Origin of the sequence: Methylobacterium sp. E-041, assembly GCF_022829665.1 — a bacterium.
Classification (GTDB): domain Bacteria; phylum Pseudomonadota; class Alphaproteobacteria; order Rhizobiales; family Beijerinckiaceae; genus Methylobacterium.
Genome location: NZ_JAKSYQ010000076.1, coordinates 42,509 through 62,394 on the forward strand (window position 1 = coordinate 42,509; position 19,886 = coordinate 62,394).

Genomic DNA, 19,886 nt, shown 5'->3' on the forward strand with positions numbered 1-19,886 from the left:
GCGGGGCCCGCTCTGTTATGGGCTTGCCGATGAGCGACAATCCGACCACCCCCTCCGCGGACGAGCCCGTCCGCGGTCCCGAGACGACGCAGGCGCCCGAGACCCCGGCGAACGCCGAGCCCGCACGCCGTGAGGCGGCCTCTCAGGACGAGCCTTCCCGTCAAGAGCCTTGGAGCCCGGCCACCGACGCCAACGTCCGGTCCGCGGACGACGAGGCGCCGCGGGAGCGCGTGGCCCGCGACCGACCCAAGGACCGGCACGCCAACGAGCGCCCGGCCAAGGAGAAGGTTTCGAAGGAGCGCGGCGGCGACGCCCCCCTGCGCCGCCGCCCGGCCGCGGCCGAGCCGACCCCGGCAGCGTCGGCCCCCGTCGATGAGGCCGAGCTCGAGGATCTCGAGGCCGCCGCGCCGGAGGCCACGGCTTCCGAGATCGCGGCCCCCGAGACCGCGCCGGCGAAGGCCGCCCCCGCTGCGCCCGAGACCTACGAGGGCGAGCGCATCGCCAAGGCGATCGCCCGCGCCGGCATCGCCTCGCGCCGCGACGTCGAGGCGATGATCGCGGAAGGCCGCATCACGCTGAACGGCCGCGTGCTCGACACGCCGGCGATCAACGTGACGGATTCCGACGCCATCACCGTCGACGGCGAGCCGCTGCCGACGCGCGAGCGCACCCGGCTCTGGATCTTCCACAAGCCGCGCGGCCTCGTCACCACGGCGCGCGACCCGGAAGGGCGCCAGACCGTGTTCGAGGTGATGCCCGAGGAGATGCCGCGCGTCGTCGCCATCGGCCGCCTCGACATCAACACCGAAGGCCTGCTGCTGCTGACCAACGACGGCGGCCTCGCCAAGGTGATCGCCCATCCCGATACCGGCTGGCTGCGCCGCTACCGCGTGCGTGCCTTCGGCGACATCACGCAGATGGAGCTCGACCAGCTGCGCAAGGGCGTGACCATCGACGGCATGGAATACGGCCCGGTCGAGGCGACCCTCGATCGCGCCAGCGGCGACAACGTCTGGCTGACGCTCGGCCTGCGCGAGGGCAAGAACCGCGAGGTCAAGCGCATCCTCGAGCATCTCGGCCTGTCGGTGAACCGGCTGATCCGGCTGTCGTTCGGGCCGTTCCAGCTCGGCGACCTCGAGGTCGGGCTGACCGAGGAGATCAAGACCAAGGTTCTGAAGGAGCAGCTCGGCAAGGGCCTCGCGAGCCAGGCCGGCGTCGACTTCGAGAGCCCGGTGCGCGAGCCGATCGCGCCCTTCGGCGGGCCGAAGAAGGAGGCCCAGGCCGAGCGCTCGCGCCGGGACGAGGCGCCCCGCGGCCGCGCGCCCTCCGGCGGGCGCCCGGTGCGCCCGGCCGCGCCGGCCCGCGTGCCCACCGGCGGCATGGGCGCCGGTCCGCGCCGGTCCGTCTGGCGCGCCGGCGAATCCGACAATCCGGAGGGCTTCCGGCCCTTCAAGGTGCCGCGCCGCGGCGCCGACCCGAAGGCCGAGCGGGCGGCGGCCGCCGAGAGCCGCGGGCGCGAGCGCGTCGGGGCGATCAACACCGGCGACCGGCGCGTCCTCGTCGAGCGGCTGTCGGCGAGCCCGGCGCCCGCCGAGGAGGCGCAGCCGCAGCGCCGCTACGCCCGCGACGAGAACGGCGCGAAGCCGCAGCGCCGGCGCGACGACCGCGACGCGGGCGCCCGCCCGGAGCGGCCCTACACCCCGCGCTTCAACGAGGGCGCGGATCGCGGGCCCCCGCGCAGCGATCGCGGCACGGGGTTCCGCGGGCAGGAGACCGGCGAGCGCCCGCGCGGCGACCGCGGTGAATCGCGCGGGTACCAGGGTGAGCGCCGGGACGGCGGCCGCGCCGAGGGCGCCCGCCCGGAGGGGCGCGGCTACCAGGGCAAGAAGCCGGCCGGGCAGCCGGGCGATCGACCCGGCGGGTTCGGCGGCAAGCCCGGCGGATTCGGTGCGAAGCCCGGCGGCTTCGGCGGAAAGCCGTCGGGCGGCTTCGGCGGCAAGCCCGGCGGCGAGCGCGAGACCGGCTACAAGGGCCGCGTCGAGGGCAGCTTCAAGCCGCGCGGCGAGGGCGGGTTCAAGGGCGGCCAGGGCCGACCCGGCGGCGGGGCCGGTCGTCCGGCGGGCGGCAAGCCCGGCGGGTTCGGGGGCAAGCCGTCCGGCGGGTTCGGTGCGAAGCCCGGCGGCCGGCCCGGCGGCGGCCGTCCGCCCGGCCGCGGCGGGCGGTGAGGATCGTCGGCGGGGATTGGCGCGGCCGGCGCCTCGCCACCCCGCGCTCCGACGCGATCCGCCCGACCTCGGACCGCCTGCGGGAGGCGTTGTTCAACGTTCTGGCCCACGCCTACGACGACGCGGTGCCGGGCGCCCGCATCCTCGACCTGTTCGCCGGCACCGGCGCGCTGAGCTTCGAGGCCCTGTCCCGCGGCGCGGCCTACGCGCTGCTGGTCGACGAGGGGGCGGAGGCGCGCGGCGTCATCCGCGAGAACATCGAGCAGTTCGGCGCCGAGGGGCGCACCCGCCTGTTCCGGCGGGACGCGACCAAGCTCGGCCTCTCGGGCACCACCGGTCGCTTCTCCCTGGTGTTCTGCGATCCGCCCTACGGCCGCGACCTGGCGCCCGCAGCGCTGACGGCGGCCGCGCAGGGCGGCTGGTTGACGCCCGACGCCCTGGTGGTGATCGAGGAATCCGCCGACGCGGTCGTCGCTCTGCCGGCGGGGTTCACGGACCTGGAACGGCGGACCTACGGCGACACGGCGGTCACGCTGGCGCGCTTCACGGGCTGAGTTGCCCAAGGCGAGAAAGGCCGTTCCTTGACCCCTCTGCCCCTCGTCCTCCTCACCAACCCGATCCACCCCGACGCGGTCGCGATGCTGGCGCCCCATGCCCGCGTCGTCGTCGCCCCCGACACGGCGGCGTCCTCCCTGCGTGCGCTCGCCCCCGACGCCGCCGGGATGATCGTGCGCGCGCAGCTGCCCGACGACATCCTCGACCACGCGCCGAAGCTTCGCGGCATCGTCCGCCACGGCGTCGGGCTGGACTTCGTGCCGCTGGCGGCCGCCACCGCCCGCGGGATCCCGGTGGCGAACCTGCCCGGCAGCAACACCGGGGCGGTGGCCGAGTACGTCCTCTCCGCCCTCCTCGCCCTGCGGCGGCGGCTCGCCGACGTCGATGCCGGGCTGCGCCGGGACGGCTGGCTCGCGGCCAAGACCCGCGCCAACGACCTCGCCGAGATCGGCGGCACCACGCTCGGCATCCTCGGGATGGGCGAGATCGGCCGCCGCGTCGCGGGAATCGCCCGCCACGGCTTCGGCCTGCGCGTGCTCGGGGCGTCGCGGACCGCATCGGACCATGGCGGGCTCGTCGAGCCGGTGGACGTCGCGACGCTGTTCTCGGGCAGCGACGCGGTGGTGATTGCCTGCCCGCTCACCGACGCCACGCGCGGGCTGGTCGACGCCGCGGTGATCGGGCGGATGCGCCCGGGTGCGGTGCTGATCAACGTCGCCCGCGGGCCGATCGTCGTGACCGACGCGGTGGTGGCGGCGCTGAACGCGGGCCGGCTCGGCGGCGCGGCGCTCGACGTGTTCGAGCATCAGCCGCTGGCGCCCGACCATCCGCTCCACGCCTGCCCGAACCTGCTGCTGACGCCGCACGTCGCCGGAACCACCGCCACGAGCCTGCGCGCGATGGGCCTCGGGGCGGTGGAGGAGATGCTCAGGATCCTGTCCGGCGAGCGGCCGCGGAACCTCGTGAACCCGGCCGCGCTGGAACGCTGACGGCTGGCGGTGCGCGCGCGGAGGCGGGCGCACACGGCGCTTGGGAGCCGTGACATCGCGCGGGTCCCTTCTCCCATGGGGGAGAAGGACAGGATGAGGGGCGTGAGCCTCCGGAGAGGTCACGCCTCTCACTTCAACCCTCTCCCCATGGGAGAGGGAGCCGGGCGGCCCCCGATCCGAAAGCGAGCCGCCGAGTGTGTGAACCTGGATCGGAGCGAGGAACGGCACGATGAGCAAGGGTCTGCGAAAGGGTCTCACCAGCTACGGCGATGCCGGGTTCTCGCTGTTCCTGCGCAAGGCCTTCATCAAGGCGGCGGGCTATTCCGACGACGCCCTCGACCGGCCGATCGTCGGCATCACCAACACGGCCAGCGACTTCAATCCATGCCACGGCAACGTGCCGGCGCTGATCGAGGCGGCCAAGCGCGGTGTCATGCTCGCCGGCGCGATGCCGATGGTGTTCCCCACCATCTCGATCCACGAGAGCTTCGCGCACCCGACCTCGATGTTCCTGCGCAACCTGATGGCGATGGAGACCGAGGAGATGATCCGCGCCCAGCCGATGGACGCGGTGATCGTCATCGGCGGCTGCGACAAGACGCTTCCGGCTCAGATCATGGCCGCGGCCAGCGCCGACCTGCCGACGGTGGTGATCCCGACCGGGCCGATGGTGGTGGGCCACCACAAGGGCGAGGTTTTGGGCGCCTGCACCGATTGCCGCCGGCTCTGGAGCGCGCACCGCGCCGGCCAGCTCGACGAGGCCGAGATCGCCGCCGTCGAGGGCCGGCTCGCGCCCTCCGTCGGCACCTGCATGGTGATGGGCACGGCCAGCACCATGGCCTGCATCGCCGAGGCGCTCGGCCTGTCGCTGCCGATGTCGGCGACGATCCCCGCGCCGCACGCCGAGCGCATCCGCCTCGCCGAGGCCAGCGGCCGGCGCGCCGCCGAGATGGCGGTCTTGGGCGGTCCCCGCCCGAGCGAGCTCCTGACGCCGGACGCGTTCCGCAACGCGCAGGTGGTGCTCCAGGCGATCGGCGGCTCGACCAACGGGCTGATCCACCTCACCGCCATCGCCAACCGCACGCCGCACGGAATCGACCTCGACGCCTTCGACCGGCTCGGCCGTGCGGTGCCGGTGCTGGTCGACCTGAAGCCGTCCGGCGACCACTACATGGAGCATTTCCACCATGCCGGCGGCGTCCCGAAGCTGATGGCGCAGCTTGGGGACCTGATCGACCTCGACGCCGGGACGGTGGCCGGCGGGACGCTCCGCGACGTGGCCGCGGCGGCCGAGGACGTCCCGGGCCAGACGGTGATCCGGTCGCGGGACAACCCGATCAAGCCGCTGGGCGCGATGGCGGTGCTGCGCGGCAACCTCGCGCCGCGGGGCGCCGTGATCAAGCACAGCGCCGCGAGCCCGGCGCTGCTGCAGCACGAGGGCCGCGCGGTGGTGTTCGCCTCGATCCCCGACATGACCGCGCGGATCGACGACCCCGACCTCGACGTCGGCCCCGACGACGTGCTCGTCCTGCAGAATGCGGGCCCCAAGGGCGCGCCCGGCATGCCCGAGGCCGGCTACCTGCCGATCCCGAAGAAGATCCTCGCCGCCGGGGTGAAGGACATGGTCCGCATCTCCGATGCGCGGATGAGCGGCACCGCCTTCGGCACGATCGTGCTGCACGTCACCCCGGAATCGGCCGACGGCGGCCCGCTCGGGCTCGTCCGCACCGGCGACCGCATCCGCCTCGACACGGCGGCCCGTCGCATCGATCTCCTGGTGGACGACGCCGAGCTGGAGCGGCGCCGGTCCGACGCAGGTCCGGCCGAGCGCCCGGCCTGGGCCGCCCGCGGCTACGCGCGCCTGCTCTACGAGACGGTCGAGCAGGCCGACGCGGGCTGCGACTTCGGTTTCATGCGCGCGGCGCCGGAGACCGGCTGAACGCCGCGACCGGCGTCAGCGTCCCGCCCCGGGCAGGACGACCTCCGCGCGCAGGCCCCCTTGCGGCAGGTTGTGCAGCCGGATCTCGCCGCCATGCGCGCGGATCGCCGAGCGCGCGATGGCGAGCCCGAGGCCGGTGCCGCCGGTCTCGTCGCTGCGCGAATCGTCGAGCCGGGCGAAAGGCTCGAACATTGCCTCGACCCGGTCGGCAGGGATGCCCGGCCCGTCGTCCTCGACCCGGATGCGCACGTCCGCGCCGTCGCGATCGAGCGCGAGGCGCGCGCGTCGCCCGTAGCGGACCGCATTCTCGACGAGGTTGTCGAGCGCCCGCCTCAGGGCGTCGGGCCGGCCGGCGAAGGGAAGGGCTTCTGGGGCCGACAGGGTGACGTCGCGGCCGAGCGCGGCGTGGTCCGAGGCCAGCGTGCGGGCGAGCTCGGCGAGGTCGAGGGGGCCGCTCGCCTGCGAGGCGGCGTCGTCGCGGGCGAAGGACAGCGTCGCCTCCACCATCCGCTTCATGTCGCCCAGCGTCCGCACCATGCCGGCGCGGAGGTCCTCGTCCTCCACCATCTCCGCGCGCAACCACAGCGAGGCGATCGGCGTGCGCAGGTCGTGGCTGACGGCGGCGAGCATCCGGGTGCGATCGTTGACGTAGGCCCGGAGCCGTGCCTGCATCCGGTTGAAGGCGATCGTCATCGTCCGCAGTTCCGCGGGGCCCGATTCCGGCAACGGCGCGACCATCGTGCCGCGCCCGGCCTCCTCGGCGGCCTGCGCCAGGGCTGTCACCGGCCCGACCACCCCGCGCAGCCCGAGACCGACCACGGCGAGCACGGCGACGACGCTGGCGGCGATCTGGAACAGGCCGATGCGCATCCAGGGCGGCGTCGGCAGCGCGACCGGCGCCTCGCCGTTGAGCCAGCGCCCGTCGGCGAGGTGCACCGAGACCTGGAGCGCCTCCGGCTTGGCCCGGCGCCCCTCGGCCGGCGCGTCGTCGGCGACGTCGGCGACGTCGCGCCTGACCGAGTCGCGCTTGACCAGGAGCAGGCGCGCCTCGGTCGCATCCGCCTGCAGGCGGCGGTCGAGGCCGTGCGCCAGCCGGGCCTCGTCGGCGTCCATCGCCCCGTCGGGGACGAGGCTCGCCGGGCCGATCGAGAAGTGGTGCCTGGGCGAGTTGAAGGCCGCGATGGTGCCTGGGACCGCGTCCGCCGGCACCGTATCGAGCAGGCGGACGAGGATGGCGATGCGGTCGATCACCTGGGTGCGGCCGGCGGCGCGCCCGACGCGGGTCGCCTCGCTCGCGAACATCGCGAAGGCCGCGGCCTGCGCGGCCACCACCGCCAGCACCAGGAGCAGCGCCAGCCGCCAGACGAGCGAGCGCGGCACGAGGCGGCTCACCGGACCTCCCGCACGTCGGTGGCGAAAACGTAGCCGCCGCCCCACACCGTCTTGAGCAGCTCGGGATGGGTCGGGTCGCGCTCGAGCTTGCGCCGAAGCCGGCTCACCTGGTTGTCGATGCTGCGGTCGAAGGCCTGGGCGGTGCGGCCGCTCGTCAGGTCGAGGAGCTGGTCGCGCGACAGCACCACCCGCGGGCGCCGCACCAGCGCGGCGAGCAGGCGGAACTCCGCAGTGCTGAGCACGACCGCCTCGCCCGCCCCGTCGACGAGCTCGCGCCGGTCGCTATCTAGGATCCAGCGGTCGAAGGCGAGGCGCCGCGCGCCGGGTTCGGCGCGCTCGCGCGGCAGGGCGGCGGCCCGGCGCAGCAGGTTCTTCACCCGGGCGAGCAGCTCCCGCGGGTCGAACGGCTTGGTCACGTAGTCGTCCGCGCCGATCTCCAGCCCGACGATGCGGTCGGTCTGCTCGGCCATCGCCGTCAGCAGGATCACCGGCGTGTCGTGCACCTCGCGGATGTGGCGACAGAGCGAGAGCCCGTCCTCGCCGGGCATCATCACGTCGAGGACGACGAGGTCGATGGCGCTGGTGCCGAGGATCGCCCGCGCCGCCGCGGCGTCGGCCGCCACGCTCACCCGCAGGTCGTGCCGGCGCAGGTAGGCGGCCAGCGGATCGCGGATGTCGCGGTGGTCGTCGACGACCAGCAGGTGGGCAGCGTCCATGTCGTCGAGCCTTCGTCGTCGGGCCTTCCGCCGGCCGATCCTAGCGGCCGGGCCGGCCGGACCGCGCGGAAACAACGTCGCAAGATGTAACCGCCCGCCGGGCCTGCGACAGCTCGGCAAGAAAGTCTTCGAACCTGGGATCGTTGCGCGACAGGCGGGCGCGAAGGTCCGATCCAGGCCGCCGGTTCGGCGCGCCGCGAGGGATCGAAGCGATGACCACGGATGCGGTCCTTGCACTCAACAGGTTCGGGATCGGCGCACGGCCGGGCGAGACCGCCCGCATCGCCGGCGATCCCCGCGGATGGCTCGCCGCGCAGCTGTCCCAGCCCGCGGCGGCCCTGATCGACGATCCCGCGCTCCTGCCGTCCGATGCGGCGGCTCGCAGCCTCGCGCAGGCCCGGAACGCCAAGCGGGACCGGGCGGCGGCCGAACCCGCTTCGATGCCGGCTGCGCCCCCCCAGCCCGCGCCTCCGCCGTCCGCCGACCCCGGGCAGGTCCGGCGAACCATCGAGCGCGCCGAGGTCGAGGCCCGGCTCGCGCACGGCGCGGCGACGGAGGCCGGCTTCGTCGAGCGGCTGGCGCTTTTCTTCGCCAACCACTTCGCGGTCTCGAGCGACAAGGGGCCGGTCCGCGTGCTGGCCGGCGCTTTCGAGCGCGAGGCGATCCGCCCGCACGTGCTCGGGCGCTTCGCCGACATGCTCCGGGCGGTGCAGCGCCACCCGGCGATGCTGGTCTACCTCGACAATCAGCGCTCCGTCGGCCCCGGCTCGCCGGCCGGGGCACGGCGCGGCCTCGGCCTCAACGAGAACCTCGCCCGCGAGACGCTGGAGCTGCACACGCTCGGCGTCGACGGCGGCTACGGCCAGGCCGACGTCACGGCGCTGGCCGGGGTTCTCACCGGCCGGGGCTGGGTGCCGCCGCGGGCCGACCGGCCGGATGCCGGGCGCTTCCTGTTCGCCGCGAGCCGGCACGAGCCCGGCCCGGCGACGATCCTCGGCCGGACCTACGAACCGGGCGGCCTGGAGCAGGGCGACGCGGTGCTGGACGCGCTCGCGCGCCATCCGGCGACGGCCCGCCATCTCGCCCGCAAGCTCGCGACCCACTTCATCGCCGACGATCCGCCCGAGAGCGCGGTGGCGCGGCTCGCCGCCGCCTATCGCGACGGCGACGGCGATCTCGCCGCGATGGCCGCCGCGCTGGTCGCGACGCCGGAGGCGTGGGAGCCGGCGCCGCGCAAGTTCAAGACGCCCTACGAGTTCGTGCTGAGCGCGCTCCGGCTCGTCCCCAGTGCCGACCGACGCGACGGCCGCGTGCCGCGGGCGCTCGCCGCCTTCGGGCAGCGCACCTTCGCTCCGCCGAGCCCCCGCGGCTGGCCGGACGCCGCCGCCGAATGGCTCGCGCCGCACGCCTTCAAGGCCCGGATCGATTGGGCCGCGGAGGCCTGCGAGCGGGCGCCGCCCGCCGGCAACCCGGTCGCGCTCGCCGAGGACGCGTTCGGTCCGCTGCTCTCCGCGCCGACCCGGCGCGAGATCGCCCGGGCCGAGACCGGGGCGCAGGGCCTCGCCCTACTCCTGATGAGCCCGGAATTCCAGCGGAGATAGCGCGATGCGGCTCAACCCACCGACCTGCGGCAGCCTGCCGACCCGTCGCGGCCTGCTCGCCGCCGGCTCGACGCTCGCGGCCGCCGGCCTGATGCCGCGGATCGCTTCGGCCGCGACCCGCGACCCGCGCTTCGTCTTCGTGATCCTGCGCGGCGCGCTCGACGGTCTCGCCTTCCTCCCGGCGATCGGCGATCCGGCCTATGCCGCCTTGCGCGGCCCGCTGGCGCTGCCGGCGTCGGGCGCCGGCGCGGCGCTGCCGCTCGGCGGCCTGTTCGGCCTCAACCCGAACCTGCCGTTCCTCAAGGGGCTGTTCGATGCCCGCGAGGCCTTGATGCTGCACGCGGTGGCGACGCCCTATCGCGAGCGTTCGCATTTCGACGGGCAGGACGTCCTGGAGAACGGCACCCCGAGCCCGAACGGCAGCGGGACCGGCTGGCTCAATCGCGCGGCCGCCCTGCTGCCGTCCGCCGGCCCGGCCCGCGGGCGCGACCTCTTCGCCTGCGGCGCGACGGTGCCCCTGGTGATGCGCGGGCCCGCCCCGGTGATGAGCTGGTCGCCCGGCAACCTGCGCGCGCCGCTCGACGACACGGTGATGCGGCTGGAGCGTCTCTACGGCGAGCGCGATCCGGCCCTGCTGGCGGCGCTGGCCGAAAGCAACCGTCTCGACGCGATGCTGCCGGAGGGGGGGCAAGCGGTCGGCGGTCCCGGCCGCATCTACGCCACCCTGGCCGCGGCGGCGGGGCGGATGCTCGCCCGCCCCGACGGGCCGCGGATCGCGACCCTGGCGCTCGACGGCTGGGACACCCATGCCGCGGAGGGGCCGGCCTCGGGCCGCCTCGCCCACCTCCTCAAGGCGCTCGACGACGCGCTGGCGGCGCTGAAGGCGGAGCTCGGCCCCGCCTGGGGCGACACCGTGGTCGCGGTCGCCACCGAGTTCGGCCGCACCGCGCACGCCAACGGCACCGACGGGACCGACCACGGCACCGCGGCGGCCGCCTTCCTCGCCGGCGGCGCGGTGGCCGGCGGGCGGGTCGTCGCCGACTGGCCGGGCCTCGCACCCGCGGCCCTGCTCGAGGGCCGCGACCTGCGCCCGACCACGGACCTGCGCGCCGTGCTGAAGGGCGTCCTGCGCGACCATCTCGGCCTCCCCGACCGGGCGCTGGCCGACACCGTCTTCCCGGGCAGCGGAGGCGTCGCGCCGATGCGCGACCTCCTCGCCTGATCCCCCGTTTCCGGGGTTCGAACCCGGAAGATCCCGGTGCGGCCGGACGGGCCGCGCCTTCCATGTCCAGGAGACTCGAATGGTGAGACGACGTCTCGGCGCCTGCATCCTCGCCGGCAGCTTGGCCGGCACCCTGGCCGCGGCCGCCCCGGCCTCGGCGCTTCCCCTCGCCGGGCTCGCCGGCCCGGACGCGACCATCGTCCAGGTCTACGGCGGCTGCGGCCCGTTCGGCCATCGCGGACCCTACGGCGGCTGCCGACCCGGCGGGCAGGCCGGCGGCTACGTCCGCGGCCGCTCGTGCCCGCCGGGCTTCCACATCGGCCCGGCCGGCCGACGCTGCCGGCCGAACCGCTTCTGACGACCCGTCACGAACGACCGATGCCGGCGGCGTGCCGCCGGCCCTCACCCGTCACAGGAGGATTCCATGAAGGCATCGTTCATCACCACCCCGGTCGCGGCGGGAATCGTCGCCCTCGGCCTCGTCGGCGCGAGCGCCGGCGCCGCCGAGGCCCGCGACGGCTGCGGCCCCGGATTCCACCGCGGGTTCTACGGCTATTGCCGCCCGAACTTCGGCTACCGGCCGTTCGTCTACCGTCGCTTCGTGCATCGCCCCGCCTTCTACGGCTACCGGCGCTTCGCCTACGGCCCGCGCTGGCATCGCTGGGGCGGCCACCGTCACGTCGGCTGGGGCAGCTGGCACCGCGGATGGGGCGGCCATCGCGGATGGGGCGGCCACCACGGCGGCTGGCATCATCGCTGGTGATCGCCGGCGCACGTGAACCTGAGCCGCGTCGCCGCCTTCGCAGCGGCGCGGTTCCCGACGACGCGCGCGCAGCCTATCCGACCAGGCCGGCGAGGTGCAGGAGGATGCCGGCCGCCGCGCAGGCCGCCAGCGTCGGGATCACGCCGGCCTTGAGCCGGAACACGGCGACGAGCGCCGCGACGGCGAGGACGAGCGCCCACGGATTCAGGCTCGCGAGCACCGGAAGCTCGAGGCGGATCGGCCCGAGGGCGACGGGTTCGAGGCGGGCGAACAGCGTGTGCAGCGCGAACCAGACCGCGAGGTTCAGGATCACCCCGACCACCGCCGCCGTGATCGCCGAGAGCGCGCCGGCCAGCGCCCGGTCGCCGCGCAGGCGCTCGACGTAGGGCGCGCCGACGAAGATCCAGAGGAAGCACGGCGCGAAGGTGACCCAGGTGGTGAGCAGGCCCCCGAGCGTGCCGGCGAGCAGCGGCGGCAGGCTGCCCGGATTGCGGAACGCGGCGAGGAAGCCGACGAACTGCGTGACCATGATCAGCGGCCCCGGCGTCGTCTCGGCCATGCCGAGCCCGTCGAGCATCTCGCCCGGCCGGAGCCAGCCGAACTGCCCGACCGCCTGCTGGGCGACGTAGGCCAGCACCGCGTAGGCGCCGCCGAAGGTCACCATCGCCATCTTCGAGAAGAACAGGGCGATCTGCCCGAACACGTTGCCGGGCCCGAGGACGGCGACGATTGCCGCGACCGGCGCCAGCCAGAGCGCGGCCCAGACAACCGCCGTCAGGAGCGTGCGCGCGGGGGCGTCCCGCTCCTGCGGCAGCGCCGCGTCGCCGATGAGGTACGGTCCGGCATCCGTCCTGCCGGCCGCTCCGTGGCCGCCGCCGACCCGGAACTGCGGCAGGCCGGCCCGGCCCCCGAGATAGCCGGCGAGGCCCGCGGCCAGGACGATCAGCGGGAACGGCAGGTCGAACAGGAACAGCGCGACGAACGAGGCCGCCGCCAGCGCGACCATCGGTGCGCTCCTCAGGGCGCGCCGGCCGATGCGGAGCACCGCCTCGGCGACGATGGCCAGCACCGCCGCCTTCAACCCGAAGAACAGGCCGGCGACGACGCCGACGTTGCCCGACAGCGCGTAGACCCAGCTCAGCGCCATGATCGCGACGAGGCCCGGCAGCACGAACAGGCCGCCCGCGACCAGCCCGCCGCGCGTGCCGTGCATCAGCCAGCCGATATAGGTCGCGAGCTGCTGCGCCTCCGGCCCCGGAAGCAGCGTGCAGAAGTTCAGCGCGTGCAGGAAGCGGTCCTCGGAGATCCAGCGCCGCTCCTCGACCAGGATGCGGTGCATCACCGCGATCTGCCCGGCCGGGCCGCCGAAGGAGAGCGCGGCGATGCGGCCCCAGACGGGGACGGCCTCGGCGAGGCCGACCGCCGGCGGGGCCGTGCGGGGCGGCGCGGCGCGGCCGGGCATCGGGATCTCGGGGCCGTCGGCCATGTCGGGGTTCGCCTCCCACCCCGCCGCCTCGGCCGGGGCGTCCGGTGTGCTACGCGGTGGCGCGGGAGGCCAGCACCTTGTCGATCCGGCGCCCGTCCATGTCGATGACCTCGAAGCGCCAGCCGCCGGCCTCGAAGGCGTCGCCCGCCGCAGGGATGCGGCCGAGCTGGTAGATCACGTAGCCGGCCAGCGTCGTGAAGTCGTCGGAATCCGGCGGCTCGGCGAGCCCGAGCCGCTCGAACGCCTGGCGGGCCGGGATCATCCCGTCGATCAGGAGCGAGCCGTCGGCCCGCTCGACCACGTCGGGCTCCTCGCCGGGCTCCGGGATGTCGCCGGCGATCGCCTCGAGCAGGTCCGTCTGGGTGACGATGCCCTCCAGGGTGCCGTACTCGTCCACGACCACGGCCATGCGCATCGGCTGGCTCTGGAAGGTCTCCAGCACCGCCAGGATCGTCATGCTCTCGTGGACGACGATCGGCGCCTGCGTCGCGGAGGCGATGTCGATCGCCCGCCCGTCGAGCACCTGATCGAGCAGGTCCTGCTTGCGGACCACGCCGACGAGCTCGTCGACCTGGCCCCGGCTGACCACCACCTGGGCGTGCCCGCAGGCGCGCATGGCCTTGAGGATCGCCTCCTGCTCCGCGTCGGCGTCGACCCACTCGACCTCGTGGCGCGGGGTCATGATGTCGCTGACCCGGCGCTCGCCGATGGCGAAGATCCGCTCCACCGCCTCCTGCTGGACCTCGCGGATCAGGCCGGCCTCCTGGCTCGCCTGGATCAGCAGGTTGAGCTCGGCGGTCGAGTGCAGCGAGCCCTCGCCGTGGCCCGGCTGGAGTCCGAACAGCCGCAGCACGCCGTTGCCGAGCCCGTTGAGGAACAGGATCGCCGGCCGGAACACGAACAGGAACAGGGCCAGGGGGCGGACCACCGCGAGCGCGGTGCGCTCGCTGCGCTGGAGGGCGAGGCTCTTGGGCGCGAGCTCGCCGAGCACGATGTGCAGCGACGTGATCAGGGCGAAGGCGATCGCCACCGCGATGGAGTGGGCGGCCACCGGCCCGAGCGACAGCGGCAGCCCGTCGACCGCCGGCGCGATCAGGTGGGCGAGCGCCGGCTCGCCGACCCAGCCGAGCGCCAGCGACGACAGGGTGATGCCGAGCTGCGTCGCGGCGAGATGCGCATCGAGGCGGTCGGTCGCCCGCTGCAGCGCCGTCGCGTTCGCGCGCCGCTCGGAGACGAGCTCGGCGACGCGGCTCCGGCGTACCGAGACCAGGGCGAACTCCGCCGCCACGAAGAACCCGTTGGCCAGCACCAGGACGAGGACCGCGAGCAGCCCCAGCGCGGTCGCCCATGCATCGTCGGAAATCCGCCGTCTCCCCGCGTGTCGAACGCCCCGCCATAGCAGCCGGAGCGTCGCCCGGCCACGCCGAAGGTCGCCGAAGGCGGGCGGACCGTTCGATGTGACATCAGAAACGATGCGTTTCCATCGTTTCGATTTCAATCGGTCGGGGCAATCCTCAAGTGAGGTCCATCACCAGCGCCCAGGGGCGCCAGGCAGGAGAAGCCTCATGTCCGAGATCGGCCTCCACCACGTCACCGCCTTTTCCGGCCCGGCGGCACGCAACCGCGACTTCTACACCCGCGTGCTCGGGTTGCGGCTCGTCAAGACGACCGTCAACTTCGACGACCCGGGCACCTACCATCTCTATTACGGCGACGAGGCCGGGCAGCCCGGCACGCTGCTGACCTTCTTCCCGATCGCGCATGCGGCCGCCGGCCGGGTCGGGGTCGGCGAGACGCAGGAGACCGCCTTCCGGGTGCCGCGGGCCTCGATCGGCTGGTGGATCCACCGCTTCGTCGCGATGAATGTCGACCACCAGGCGCCGTCGAGCGCGTTCGGCGAGCCGATCCTGCGCTTCCGCGATCCCGACGGGATGCGGCTGGCCCTGGTGGGCGTCGAGGAGGCCGGCCCGGCGCCGACCCGGGACGGCGGCGACGTGCCGGCCGAGCACGCGTTGCGCGGCCTTCACGGCGTCACGCTGCTCCTGGCCGAGACCGGCCCGACCGCCGCGATCCTCACCGACGGCCTCGGGTTCCGCGAGGCCGCACGCGACGGCGCATCGATCCGCTTCGCCGGCAGCGCGGCGGCCGGCGGGTTCGTGACGCTCGCCACGGCGGCCGACCGTTCGAGCGGGCGGCCGGGGGCCGGATCGGTGCACCACATCGCCTTCCGAGCGGCCGACGACGCGGCCCAGGCGGCGATGGTCGAGCGGCTCTCGACCCACCACCGCCTCGCCGTGACCGAGCAGCGCGACCGCCAGTACTTCCGCTCGGTGTATTTCCGCGAGCCCGGCGGCGTGCTGTTCGAGATCGCGACCGACGTGCCGGGCTTCACCGTCGACGAGCCGCTCGCCACCCTGGGCAGCGCCTTGAAGCTGCCCGCCGGCCTCGAGCCGCACCGGGCGCGGATCGCGGCCGCGCTGCCCGACCTCGCCTGATCCGTCGTCCCGCCCCGCGCGAATGCGGGGCGGGATCGTCCTGCCCCACGCTTTGGGAGCCCGAACATGCCCAACCCCGATCTCGGCTTCGTCCACCGCTTCGAGCCGGGCCGCGCCCCCGTCCCGCCCCTCCTCCTCCTGCACGGCACCGGCGGCGACGAGACCGACCTGCTGCCCCTCGGTCGCATGGTCGCTCCCGGCGCGGCCCTGCTGTCGCCGCGCGGGCCGGTCCTCGAGAACGGCATGCCGCGCTTCTTCCGCCGGCTGTCCGAGGGCGTGTTCGATGCTGCGGACGTGCGGCGCCGGGCGGCCGACCTCGCCGGGTTCGTCGCCGCGGCGCGGGCGCGCTACGGGCTTCCGGCGCCGTGGGCGCTCGGCTTCTCGAACGGCGCCAACATCGCCGCCGCGATGCTGCTGCTGCACCCCGAGGCGCTGGCGGGCGCCGTGCTGCTCCGGGCGATGATGCCGCTGTCCGACCCCGCGCCGGCGGACCTCTCGGGCCGGCCGGTGCTGATGCTCTCGGGCGCGGCCGACCCGATCGTCCCAGGCGACAACGCGGCAGGGCTGGCCGCGCTGCTCGCCGCGGCCGGCGCCCGCGTCGAGCACGCGGTCCTCCCGGGCGGCCACGGCCTGTCGCAGGCCGACGTCACCCGGATCGAGGCCTGGATGACGCGCGAGGCGCCCCTGCCCTGACGCTCGGGCCGGGCGCGTTGCGCCCGCCCAGGGCCATCCCGTCGTCAGGCTCCGCCTTGGGTCGGCGCCTGCATGACAGCGCGTCGGAGTGTAGGGAGGGAACGCGCGCGCGCTGAAACCGTCGGTGCAGCGTACAAGGATCGGAACAACCCCATGGACGCCGAGCTCGCCTCCAGCCTGCGACGGGCCACCGCCGCCGCCCGGCGCCACGCCGAGAAGTTCGTCGGCCCTGCCGGCGCGGACGCCCTCCCGTGGTCGGTGGTCGATGCCTTCGATGCCGAGATCCGCGGCTCGGTCGAGCGCGACCGGCGGATCGAGGACGAGCGCGACCGCGTGCTGATCGCCGCGGTGAAGCTCGCCGACACCCGGCCGGAGGACGGGGCCGAGGCGATCGAGGCGGCCCGCGATCACCTGGTGGCGGCGATCGACTACCTGGAGCAGGCGGTGCTGCGGTTCGGCGTCGTCAACCGCGCCGGCGCGAAGCGCGGCTTCGGCTCGGCCGGCCAGCCGGTGACCGCGAGGACGTGACGTCGCCGCCGAAGCCGGGGTCTCGCCGACATCCTTTCGCACATCCTCGGCAGGCGCGAAGCGCCGTCAGCCCTCGCCGCCGCCCGCCAGGTGAAGCCTCGGCCTGAAGGGCGGCTTGCTGCCGGGGGCGTCGCCTCCGGACACCGCGTTGCGGGCATCGGCCACGGTCGCCTTGGCGGTCTCGATGGCGATGCCGACGGCGGCCATGGTCCGCATCTCCGGCGCGCGCTCGCGGGCGTAGCAGACCACGTCCGTCGCGAGCCGGTCGATCTCCCTGTTCAGGGCCTCGATGGCGGCCGGGTCGCGCAGGGTCGGGGCCTCGTCGATGATCGCCAGCAGCCGATCCGTCACCTCGTCGATCCGTTCGCGACGCAGGCCGGCCAACCGCTGGCGGAGCCAGGCCACGGCCGAGAACAGGCCGCCGGCCAGGGCCGCCAGCAGGTAGAGGGTGTCGCCGTAGCGGTCGACGAAGCTGTGCTGCTCGCGCTCGTAATAGTCGATCGCGCCGGGATGGATCGGGATTCGCGCGCTCGTGGCCGCGACCGTCGTGTCGTAGGCCGGCGCCAGCACGTACTCGGCCGCGTCGCTGGTCTTGGCCGCGGCGGTGCGCAGTTCGAATAGGTGCTGGGTCACGTCGGCCGCGACCACCCGGCTCAGGGAGGCTCGGGCCATCAGCCGGTACGAGGCGCCGACCGTCTTGACGTCGTCGCCCGGCAGCTTGGGCTTGCCGCCGAACAATCCCCCGGGGACCGTGACGGCCTGCAGGCGCGGGAAGCGCTCGATGAGGGCGGCGTCGTCGGGCACGCCGACGAAGTTGACCTTGCCGCCCTTGCTGACGGCCTTCACCGCCTCGACGAGGGCCAAGGCTTTGGGCGCCGACGGGGCGATGATGCTGACGATCGCGTCGACCTTCCTGGCCTGGAGGGCCGTGCCGACCTCGGTCGCCTCGACCGGGACGAGCAGGACGGAATGGGCCGGGACCTTCGCCCCGGCGACCTCGGTCTCCAGGGTGAGGCCGTAATAGCCGAGGAGGCTCTTCAGCAGGGAGAAGTCGGCGTCCTTGTGCGCGGCGATGCCGAGGCGCCTGCCGCCGAGCTTGGGGAAGTCGTCGATCCCGGCCGCCTCCGGCGAGACGATGATCATGGCCTGGTCCCGCAGGATTGCAGGGTCAGGCCGTTGGTCGGCAGGTCGACGTCGGGCCGGACCACGGCAAGGTCGGCCCGCCCGTCCTGGAGCGCCGCAGCGCTCTCGCGGACGTCGTCGAACGGGAGGATCTTGAGGCGGACGTTCTCGCCGCCGGCGTCGAGGGCGTCGGCATAGGCCTTGATCAGTCCGGGCTCGGTGCCGTCCCGCGGGGCGACCGCGATGACCAGCGTCGTCGCCTGGGCGAGGTAGATCGCGAGCGCGGCGGCCGCGAGGAGGACGGCGATGGCCGCCACGGCGAGCGTGCCGCGCGTGAGCAGCCATGGCGGAGCCTTCGGCATCGTCGCGATCGATCCACGGGAAACGGAGAATGCCCCGATCGCCTGAACGACCGGGGGCGGCATCAGCTCCGCCGCGGAACGGACGATGTGGTCAAATCGAGAAAACGTGAAGCGGCGTCAGGGCTCGAGGCGGATCCGCGAGCTTCCGACGGTCACGATGCCTGCTTGCCGGGGGGCCTGACGGATCGCACGCCGTGCCGAACCCGAACGCGGCGCCGCCGTAGACGAGGGCGACCGCTTTCAGAAGGCATCTCGCAACGCGGGCGCACTTTGCGCGAGGTCGCCGTCGACGCCCGCCCGGTCCTGCGTGGAGGCGGCTGTCGGATCGAACGGGGCCGTCGGCTCGCGCGCTCCCTCGGCCGCCGCATCCCTCACGCGAAGCCCAGGATCTGCGAAAGGCGCTCGCGCGCCCGGCTGACCCGGCTCTTCACCGTGCCCGGCTGGCACCCGAGGACGAGGGCCGCTTCCTCGTAGGGCAGGCCCTCCAGCACCACGAGGAGCAGGGTCTCGCGCTGGTCGACGGGGAGCTCGGCCAGGGCGGTCTGCAGCTCGATCAGCCCGATCCGATGCTCCTGCTCGGCCGGCGACGTCAGCGCCGCGGCGAAGGCACCGTCGACGTCGCGGACCTCGCGCCGGTAGCGCTTGCCCTGGTTGATGTGCGCATTGCGCAGGATCGTGAACAGCCAGGCGACGAGGTTCGTGCCGGCCTGGAAGCGGGAGCGGTGCTCCCACGCCTTCAGCAGCGTCGCCTGGACCAGGTCGTCGGCCTCGGCCGCGCTCCGGGTGCGCATCATCGCGAAGCGGCGCAGGCGCGGCACCGCCGCGATCAGGCTGTCGCTGAACACTTTCGAGACCTGCCGTTCCGCCTGGGCGTCCAGCAGGGCGGCCCTGAGCCGAAGCAGGACTTGGCCGAGCCTCGTCTCGGGGTCGGCGTCGGCGACCGCTGGGAAGAGCTCGTCCAGTCGCCGGCCGATCATGTCCTGGACATGACGGGGCAACCCCTCGTTCGGCGAGAGTTCTTCGGACGCAGTACTGATGTGCATGAGGAGGGGGCGTCCTTTGTTCGTAGAGGAAGTCGCTTTGCCTGCCCCTCTACGGTCCGGCTCGTGCCCCGGGTTCTGGATGATCGATCACGTTCACGTCAATGATCCAGCTATACCAGTTCACGCCGAGCCCGGCCGCGGAACCCCGGCATCGCGACGTCGTCCCGGGCATCGCTCGGACCGCGGCCGACGCCGACGCCGATGCCCCTGGCGCGCGCGTTCGCCGGAACAGCCGTGCGCCGACGATGGCGCCCACGGGGCATGGTGCGGCCTGCCGATCGGTTTGCATGCCGCTCCTGTTCGTCGCGTTCTGACGTTGCCGGCCGGCGTCGAGGACCGCGGTGCAGGGACGCGGCCTTGCTTTCGCTCATCGGCCTGCTTGTCGGGATCGGGCCGCGGGCGCGGCGTCGAGCCGGGGGCCTGCACGGTCCGGCTCGATCAGGTCGCGGCGACGGCCTGTGGAAGATCGGCCGGCGCACCTACGGCGCGGGCGACCGGTACGCGGTGATCGACGACGCCAACCGGAGCCAGATCCGCGATCCCGGCCTGATCGATCCCGGGCAGATCTTCGTGCGGCCGGGCGAAGACGCGACGATGGCCGAGAAGGACGAGAGGCGCGGCCGACCGGTCGAGGCGGTCGTCCAGGCGACGCCTTGAAGGATGAGGCGGGGCGGCTGGCGGCGCGCCCCCAGCACAGGCGTCCGACTGTACCAGTTCGGCCGAAAACAAATCCTGGAACCGCGGGCGGACGTCGC

17 protein-coding genes and 1 pseudogene are annotated in these 19,886 nt (G+C 74.2%); 12 read left to right on the forward strand and 6 right to left on the reverse strand.

All coding sequences use genetic code 11. From position 1 onward, the window contains the following. Positions 1–29: 29 nt before the first annotated feature. The 4 genes from MKK70_RS07125 (at position 30) to MKK70_RS07140 (ending at position 5,708) form a co-directional block, all read left to right on the forward strand. Positions 30–2,225: a pseudouridine synthase gene (locus MKK70_RS07125; protein WP_243946563.1), complete on the forward strand. Its 2,196-nt coding sequence runs from the start codon at positions 30–32 to the stop codon at positions 2,223–2,225. After that, positions 2,222–2,779, forward strand: coding sequence for a 16S rRNA (guanine(966)-N(2))-methyltransferase RsmD (gene rsmD / locus MKK70_RS07130; protein WP_243946565.1), 558 nt, complete (start codon positions 2,222–2,224; stop codon positions 2,777–2,779). Before MKK70_RS07125 ends, rsmD begins: the two co-directional genes overlap by 4 nt. Before the next feature lie 27 nt (positions 2,780–2,806). Continuing rightward, positions 2,807–3,769: an NAD(P)-dependent oxidoreductase gene (locus MKK70_RS07135; RefSeq protein WP_243946566.1), complete on the forward strand. Its 963-nt coding sequence runs from the start codon at positions 2,807–2,809 to the stop codon at positions 3,767–3,769. A gap of 229 nt (positions 3,770–3,998) precedes the next feature. Continuing rightward, positions 3,999–5,708, forward strand: a complete 1,710-nt coding sequence (locus tag MKK70_RS07140; RefSeq protein ID WP_243946568.1) for an IlvD/Edd family dehydratase — start codon at positions 3,999–4,001, stop codon at positions 5,706–5,708. 15 nt (positions 5,709–5,723) lie between these two features. Here MKK70_RS07140 and MKK70_RS30820 read toward each other — a convergent pair whose 3' ends face one another. Further along, positions 5,724–7,100: an ATP-binding protein gene (locus MKK70_RS30820; protein ID WP_243946570.1), complete on the reverse strand. Its 1,377-nt coding sequence runs from the start codon at positions 7,098–7,100 to the stop codon at positions 5,724–5,726. Then, the gene (locus MKK70_RS07150) at positions 7,097–7,816 is read right to left on the reverse strand and encodes a response regulator (RefSeq protein WP_243946572.1); all 720 of its coding nucleotides are present in this window, start codon (positions 7,814–7,816) and stop codon (positions 7,097–7,099) included. Before MKK70_RS07150 ends, MKK70_RS30820 begins: the two co-directional genes overlap by 4 nt. 212 nt (positions 7,817–8,028) lie before the next feature. Here MKK70_RS07150 and MKK70_RS07155 point away from each other — a divergent pair, with 212 nt between their 5' ends. The 4 genes from MKK70_RS07155 (at position 8,029) to MKK70_RS07170 (ending at position 11,402) form a co-directional block, all read left to right on the forward strand. Further along, positions 8,029–9,417, forward strand: a complete 1,389-nt coding sequence (locus MKK70_RS07155; RefSeq protein WP_243946573.1) for a DUF1800 family protein — start codon at positions 8,029–8,031, stop codon at positions 9,415–9,417. A 4-nt stretch (positions 9,418–9,421) separates the two neighbouring features. After that, positions 9,422–10,639, forward strand: coding sequence for a DUF1501 domain-containing protein (locus tag MKK70_RS07160; RefSeq protein ID WP_243946575.1), 1,218 nt, complete (start codon positions 9,422–9,424; stop codon positions 10,637–10,639). Positions 10,640–10,718: 79 nt separating this feature from the next. Then, the gene (locus MKK70_RS07165; protein ID WP_243932851.1) at positions 10,719–10,997 is read left to right on the forward strand and encodes a GCG_CRPN prefix-to-repeats domain-containing protein; all 279 of its coding nucleotides are present in this window, start codon (positions 10,719–10,721) and stop codon (positions 10,995–10,997) included. Positions 10,998–11,063: 66 nt separating this feature from the next. After that, positions 11,064–11,402, forward strand: a complete 339-nt coding sequence (locus MKK70_RS07170; RefSeq protein WP_243946577.1) for a GCG_CRPN prefix-to-repeats domain-containing protein — start codon at positions 11,064–11,066, stop codon at positions 11,400–11,402. A gap of 73 nt (positions 11,403–11,475) precedes the next feature. Here MKK70_RS07170 and chrA read toward each other — a convergent pair whose 3' ends face one another. Continuing rightward, on the reverse strand, positions 11,476–12,888 hold the full coding sequence (chrA, locus tag MKK70_RS07175) for a chromate efflux transporter (protein ID WP_405043208.1): 1,413 nt from the start codon (positions 12,886–12,888) through the stop codon (positions 11,476–11,478). Positions 12,889–12,937: 49 nt separating this feature from the next. Continuing rightward, the gene (locus MKK70_RS07180; protein ID WP_279593214.1) at positions 12,938–14,200 is read right to left on the reverse strand and encodes a hemolysin family protein; all 1,263 of its coding nucleotides are present in this window, start codon (positions 14,198–14,200) and stop codon (positions 12,938–12,940) included. A gap of 253 nt (positions 14,201–14,453) precedes the next feature. On the opposite strand from MKK70_RS07180, the gene MKK70_RS07185 reads away from it, so the two are divergent. From MKK70_RS07185 to MKK70_RS07195, 3 genes are all read left to right on the forward strand, one after another. Next, positions 14,454–15,383: a ring-cleaving dioxygenase gene (locus MKK70_RS07185; protein ID WP_243946579.1), complete on the forward strand. Its 930-nt coding sequence runs from the start codon at positions 14,454–14,456 to the stop codon at positions 15,381–15,383. Positions 15,384–15,449: 66 nt separating this feature from the next. Then, positions 15,450–16,076 (forward strand): alpha/beta hydrolase, encoded by a 627-nt coding sequence (locus tag MKK70_RS07190; protein WP_243946581.1) that lies wholly within the window; start codon positions 15,450–15,452, stop codon positions 16,074–16,076. A gap of 153 nt (positions 16,077–16,229) precedes the next feature. Then, positions 16,230–16,604: a hypothetical protein gene (locus tag MKK70_RS07195; RefSeq protein ID WP_147843253.1), complete on the forward strand. Its 375-nt coding sequence runs from the start codon at positions 16,230–16,232 to the stop codon at positions 16,602–16,604. A 66-nt stretch (positions 16,605–16,670) separates the two neighbouring features. Here the strand turns inward: MKK70_RS07195 and MKK70_RS07200 are convergent. Together MKK70_RS07200 and MKK70_RS07205 are read right to left on the reverse strand one after the other, a co-directional pair. Then, positions 16,671–18,088, reverse strand: a pseudogene (locus tag MKK70_RS07200) (TAXI family TRAP transporter solute-binding subunit). 371 nt (positions 18,089–18,459) lie between these two features. Continuing rightward, positions 18,460–19,131, reverse strand: a complete 672-nt coding sequence (locus tag MKK70_RS07205) for a sigma-70 family RNA polymerase sigma factor (protein WP_243946583.1) — start codon at positions 19,129–19,131, stop codon at positions 18,460–18,462. Positions 19,132–19,488: 357 nt separating this feature from the next. Here MKK70_RS07205 and MKK70_RS07210 point away from each other — a divergent pair, with 357 nt between their 5' ends. Further along, the gene (locus MKK70_RS07210) at positions 19,489–19,788 is read left to right on the forward strand and encodes a LysM peptidoglycan-binding domain-containing protein (protein ID WP_405043211.1); all 300 of its coding nucleotides are present in this window, start codon (positions 19,489–19,491) and stop codon (positions 19,786–19,788) included. Positions 19,789–19,886: the final 98 nt, after the last annotated feature.